Origin of the sequence: Aliterella atlantica CENA595 (genome assembly GCF_000952155.1) — a bacterium.
Classification (GTDB): Bacteria; Cyanobacteriota; Cyanobacteriia; order Cyanobacteriales; family Chroococcidiopsidaceae; genus Aliterella; species Aliterella atlantica.
This window is the reverse complement of sequence record NZ_JYON01000052.1, coordinates 1-4,943: the sequence shown is the minus strand read 5'-3', so window position 1 is coordinate 4,943 and position 4,943 is coordinate 1. Positions and strand designations below refer to the sequence as shown.

The following is a 4,943-nucleotide window of genomic DNA, read 5'->3' as shown; positions in this document are numbered from 1 at the left end:
CTCCCGGTTCCGGGCCGTGCGCTCCCGGCTTTCGGCCCAGTTCTGGTAGGCCACCCAGCCCAGTCCCAGTACGACCACCAGCGAGGCGGCCACTGCCACGTACCTCCAGAGTGGCCGCACGGCGGTACGCCGGGTGGCGGGCAGTTCCCGCACGACAGGCGCGGTGGGTTCCTGAAGCAGGCCGCGCTGTTCCAGGTCGGCGTGCATGGCCCGAAACCGGGCTTTTTGGCCTATAAACTGAAGTCCCTGCTTGATTTCCCGCTGGGTGGCTACTTCATCGCGCAGGGCGTCGTCGGCCCGCATCCGGGCCTCGAAGCGGGTTGTCTCCTCCGCCGTCAGCCGCCCGGCCAGGTAGGCCCCGATTTCTTCGAGCAGTTCATCGGTCAGGTCCATGTGGTCAGGTGGTTTTAAACTGGCTGTACAGCGTTTTCATCCGCTGGGCGCAGCGGAAGCGCTTCACTTTGGCGGAATTTTCCTGCAACCCGATGCGCCCCCCGCACTCGCCCAGCGATTTTTCTTCGACGTAAAAACAGTGCAGCATGGCCCGGCAGTCGTCGCCGACCTGCTCGAAGGCCCGGTTGACGGCCTCCCAATTCACGTCGGTTTCTTCCCAAATCGGGTCGCGGTTGGTAGCTCCTTCGCCGTCTTCGTCCTCGTCGCTCCGGGTCAGGAAAGCGGGCGCTGATTCGTCGATTTCCTCGTCTTCATCGGCCAGTTCGGTCGTGGCTTCGGCCCGCTGAATGCGGTTTCGTTTCAGAAAGCTAACCCAGCGATTCCGGCACACCGTAAACACGTAGGCCGTCACGGGGCTGCCCTGGAAGGCGAATTTGCCGTTTTTCAATTTCACGGCAAATTCGGCCAGGCCCTCCTGCAACAAATCGAGGGCGTCGTCGGTCGAAATCGGGCTGCGCTGGCAGGCGTAGGGCACAAACGTGCGGTACGCCCGCAGGTAGAGGCATTCCCAGGCCCGCTGATAATCATCGCGCAGCGCCTGGTAAAAGTCCGAATGGTTTTCCCCGAAGCCCGCACAGGGATTGTCGGCAGCCGTGGTCATGCAAGCCGGGTTTTCGATGGCGACCCGTGCGGCATAGGTAGGCATTTCCGGGCCGAAAATCAACGCACCCGCCGGATGCCCGCCGCCAATTTATCGATTTCCTCGGTCGTGTTGTACATCGCGAAACTCGCCCGCGAGGTACCCAGAATCCCAAACCGCTGCATAAGCGGTTGGGTGCAGTGGTGACCCGTGCGGATGGCGATGCCCTGCTGGTCGAGGATGATGCCCACGTCCTGGTGGTGAATGCCGTCGAGGACGAACGAGATGACCGAAATTTTCTCCCGCGCTTGTCCGACGATGCGCAGGCCCTCAATTTCGCTCAACTGCTCGGTGCTGTAGCGGAGCAGGTGGTTCTCGTAGGCGGCGATGTTCTCCTTGCCCAACTCGGCGAGGTAGTCGAGGGCCGTTTTGAGCGCCACCACGTCGGCGATGTTGGGCGTGCCCGCCTCAAACTTGTAGGGCAGGTCGTTGTAGGTCGTTTTCTCGAACGTTACTTCCTTAATCATCTCGCCGCCGCCCATGTACGGGGGCATGGCTTCGAGCAGCGCCCGCTTGCCGTACAGCACGCCGATGCCCGTCGGGCCGTAGAGTTTGTGGGCCGAGAAGGTGTAAAAATCGGCGTCCAGCGCCTGCACGTCGATGGTCAGGTGGCTGGTGGCCTGCGCGCCGTCGATGAGTACCACCGCGCCGACTTCGTGGGCTTTTCGGATGATTTCCGCGACGGGATTAATCGTGCCCAGCGAGTTGGAGACGTGGTTAACCGACACCAGCTTCGTTTTTCGGAAAGCAACGTGGCGTAGGCCTCCAGGTCTAGTTCGCCGCTGTCGAGCACGGGAATCACCTTCAGCGTGATGCCTTTTTCCTCGCAGAGCATCTGCCAGGGGACGATGTTGGAGTGGTGTTCCAAGCCCGAAATGATGATTTCGTCGCCCGCCTGAATGAACTTCCGGCCGTAGGTCTGGGCCACGAGGTTGATGCCCATCGTGGTGCCCGACGTGAAAATGATTTCTTCCGGCGAGGCGGCCCCGAGGAAGTTGGCAATGGCCACGCGGGAAGCCTCAAAATCGGCGGTCGCCCGCTCGGCCAGGGTGTGAATGCCCCGGTGGATGTTGGCGTTGTCGGCCCGGTAGTAATTCAGGATGGCGTTGATGACCGGCAGCGGCTTCTGGGTCGTAGCGGCGTTGTCGAAGTACACCAGTTGGCGGCCGTTGATTTCCTGGTCGAGAATCGGGAAATCGGCCCGGACGCGGGCGATGTCGAAGGCGGTATCTTGAGGGGCTGTGAGCATGATTTCAAACAAGTGTCAATTCTCCGGTTCGCAGGTCCACGCAGAACTTATGATTTCTGAAAAAATCGAGGCCGACTACACCGTCGTACTCGGTGGTGATGCCGTGGGCCAGGAAGTCGTACACCTGAACGGAAAAGTTGGAGTGCTGCAAACCGGCACATTCGAGGTGCTGGACTTCGTAAAGCTCAACACGAATGGCCCCGTTGGCGGTTTCAATTTGGGCCTCGCCGGTTGAATTTTTCAACTCATACCCGGCCAGAAACAGCATATTGCTGTCGAGGGTCGTGTGCGTTGCGGCGGTATCGAGGGCGAGACGAAACGTGAATTTGTGGTCGATGACGGCCAGCAGCAGAATCACGCCGTGTTCGTCGGGAACCTCAAATGGAATGGAGTTCATAAGCGCCGGAGAATCCCAATTTTGCGGTCCGGAGCTAATTGCCCGGTGAATGCCACGGCAATCCGTTCGAACCCAGCCGATTGGTTCCGACCGAGGTAGCAAACTTCTTTTTTGTCTTTGCTGTGAAAAAGCACGACCCCATCCTCAACGACTGCACCCCGCATGACCGGATTACCGACCAGCACCCATTCGTTGGGGAATAGGGTCTGGGCTTGTTTGAACGTGACGGATGACGCTTCCATGCTTCCTAAAATTTATTTTCTCCTGAATTTGAATCCATGCAAGTCTGCAAATCGTCGGCTTCGAGGTCGGGATAGTCAGCCAGAATTTCCTCGTTCGTCATACCCGAGGAAAGCAATTCAAGAAGAAATTCAACCGGGTAGCGCAACCCGCGGACGGTGGGCTTGCCGTGGCAGACATTCGGGTCAATCGTGATGCGACTCAGCAGATTTTCCATGCGCGAAACGGTTATTCCACCTCCCCAATCTTCTCGACAATTAATCCCTCCAGATATTCCTTAATCGCCGGAATCTTCATTTTCTCAATCACGTCCTCGGCGAAGGCCAGCATGAGCAACGCGCGGGCTTTGTCCTTCGGCACGCCCCGCGACTGAAGGTAAAACAGCGCCTCTTCGTTCAACTGCCCCGTGGTGGTGCCGTGCGAGCACTTCACGTCGTCGGCGTAAATTTCGAGCTGGGGCTTGGTGTTCATCGTGGCCTGGTCGGAGGCCAGCACGTTGCGGCAGCTTTGGTAGGCGTTGGTCTTCTGAGCGTCCTGGCGGACGAAGATTTTCCCGTTGAAAACGCCCGTGCTGCGGTCGTACAAAATCCCCTTGTACAACTCGCTGGATTCGCTGTTGGGCTGGGCGTGGTCCACCAGCGTGTGGTTGTCGATGTGCTGGCGACCGCTGGGCAGGTAGAGGCCGTACATGTGAGCATCCACGCGTTCGCCGTCGAGCACCAGATTGAGGTTGTTGCGAATAAATCCACCGTTGAGCGACACCGTGACCGTGTAGCTGTGGCTGGCGCGGGCGTGCTGGATGTGCGTCGTGCCGATGTGGTAAGTCTGATCGCTTTCGTTCTGCACTTTGTAGTACTCAAACTGCGCTTCTTCGCCCAGAATCACTTCCGTGACGATGTTCGTAAACGCCGCGTTGTCGCCCAGCGTACGGAACGACTCGGCCACTTTCACCTCGGCCCGGTTGCCCACCACAAACAGGTTGCGTGGTTGCGCGGCGACGTTCTGGACACGGGCATCTGCGATAAACCGCAGGATAACCGGCTGTTGTACCACCGCCTTGTCGGGCACGTGCAGAAACACGCCGTGCTGGGCAAAGGCCGTGTTTAGCGCCGTAAACGCGTTGTCGGAAAAGTCGGCGTATTTCGCAAAATGCTGTTCGACCACGTCGGGGAATTGCATGATGGCTTCGCCAAAATTCAGAATCCGCAGTTCACTTTCGGGGGAAACGATGCTCGAAAATTCGGGGTGAAACACGCCGTTGACGAAGTACAGCACGTTGCCCTCCAGGTTGGGAATGCGCAGGGCTTCGAGGTCGTCGGCGGTCAGGTCGCCTCGGTCGTTGAAGTCAAACACGTGACTGACCAGGCCCTTCACGTTGGAATATTTCCACTCTTCGTGGCGGATGGTCGGGAAACCCAGTTTGTCGAAGGCGTTGAGGGCGTCTTTTTTTCGCCCAAAAAACGGCGTTTTGCTCGCGCCGTTCAGCCGCGTTTCACTGGCCTGAAAATCAGCGATAAGTTGGGCCTTGAGGTCGGTATTGGAATTGGGGGTCATGTTCAGGAATTGTTCTCGGCGGGTTTCGTTTTTTTCACGAAACCCAGTTTTTCAGAGGTTGCCTGACTGCGGCGCAAACTTTCCCGGATGGCTTCGCGGAGCGGCAGGTGGGCAACTTCCCGCCACGCTTGTTCTTTCCATTCACGCACGTCGAGCATGGCTTTGGATTCAGGCGCTGACTTCATACGGCGTCGTGATTTTGAACGATTTCAAATAACCTTTCGAGCGGTTAATTTCCATAAACCGGGCTTCCTTGTTGATGTTGGCCAAGTGCCGAAAATTCCAGCTCAACAACACGTCAAATTCGTGAATCGTCGTGATGGCCACGTGGAGCGCGTCGTTGAAGTTTTTCTCAGGAACGATTCCGGCCGTCAGGTAGGCAAAGGCAAGGTCCTCGGCCTCCTCGAGCA

Annotated in this window: 6 protein-coding genes and 3 pseudogenes; all 9 read right to left on the bottom strand. The window is 58.1% G+C overall.

Annotation, left to right across the window (positions count from 1 at the left end; all coding sequences use genetic code 11):
* Positions 1-393: pseudogene (locus UH38_RS24430) on the bottom strand (hypothetical protein); the annotation flags it as partial.
* Positions 394-397: 4 nt separating this feature from the next.
* A complete protein-coding gene (locus tag UH38_RS24425) occupies positions 398-1,117 on the bottom strand; it encodes an RNA polymerase sigma factor (protein WP_045057323.1) in 720 nt (239 codons plus the stop codon).
* A pseudogene (locus tag UH38_RS24420) lies at positions 1,114-2,342 on the bottom strand (SufS family cysteine desulfurase). The gene UH38_RS24425 and the pseudogene UH38_RS24420 overlap by 4 nt, the downstream one beginning before the upstream one ends.
* A 4-nt stretch (positions 2,343-2,346) precedes the next feature.
* Positions 2,347-2,739: an aspartyl protease family protein gene (locus UH38_RS24415; protein WP_045057322.1), complete on the bottom strand. Its 393-nt coding sequence runs from the start codon at positions 2,737-2,739 to the stop codon at positions 2,347-2,349.
* On the bottom strand, positions 2,736-2,981 hold the full coding sequence (locus UH38_RS24410; protein WP_045057321.1) for a hypothetical protein: 246 nt from the start codon (positions 2,979-2,981) through the stop codon (positions 2,736-2,738). Before UH38_RS24410 ends, UH38_RS24415 begins: the two co-directional genes overlap by 4 nt.
* A gap of 5 nt (positions 2,982-2,986) precedes the next feature.
* Positions 2,987-3,196: a DUF433 domain-containing protein gene (locus tag UH38_RS24405; RefSeq protein WP_045057320.1), complete on the bottom strand. Its 210-nt coding sequence runs from the start codon at positions 3,194-3,196 to the stop codon at positions 2,987-2,989.
* Positions 3,197-3,207: 11 nt separating this feature from the next.
* The gene (gene sufD / locus UH38_RS24400; RefSeq protein WP_045057319.1) at positions 3,208-4,533 is read right to left on the bottom strand and encodes a Fe-S cluster assembly protein SufD; all 1,326 of its coding nucleotides are present in this window, start codon (positions 4,531-4,533) and stop codon (positions 3,208-3,210) included.
* Positions 4,534-4,535: 2 nt separating this feature from the next.
* Positions 4,536-4,718: a hypothetical protein gene (locus tag UH38_RS24395; RefSeq protein WP_045057318.1), complete on the bottom strand. Its 183-nt coding sequence runs from the start codon at positions 4,716-4,718 to the stop codon at positions 4,536-4,538.
* A pseudogene (locus UH38_RS26975) lies at positions 4,702-4,943 on the bottom strand (hypothetical protein); the annotation flags it as partial. The pseudogene UH38_RS26975 and the gene UH38_RS24395, both read right to left, overlap by 17 nt.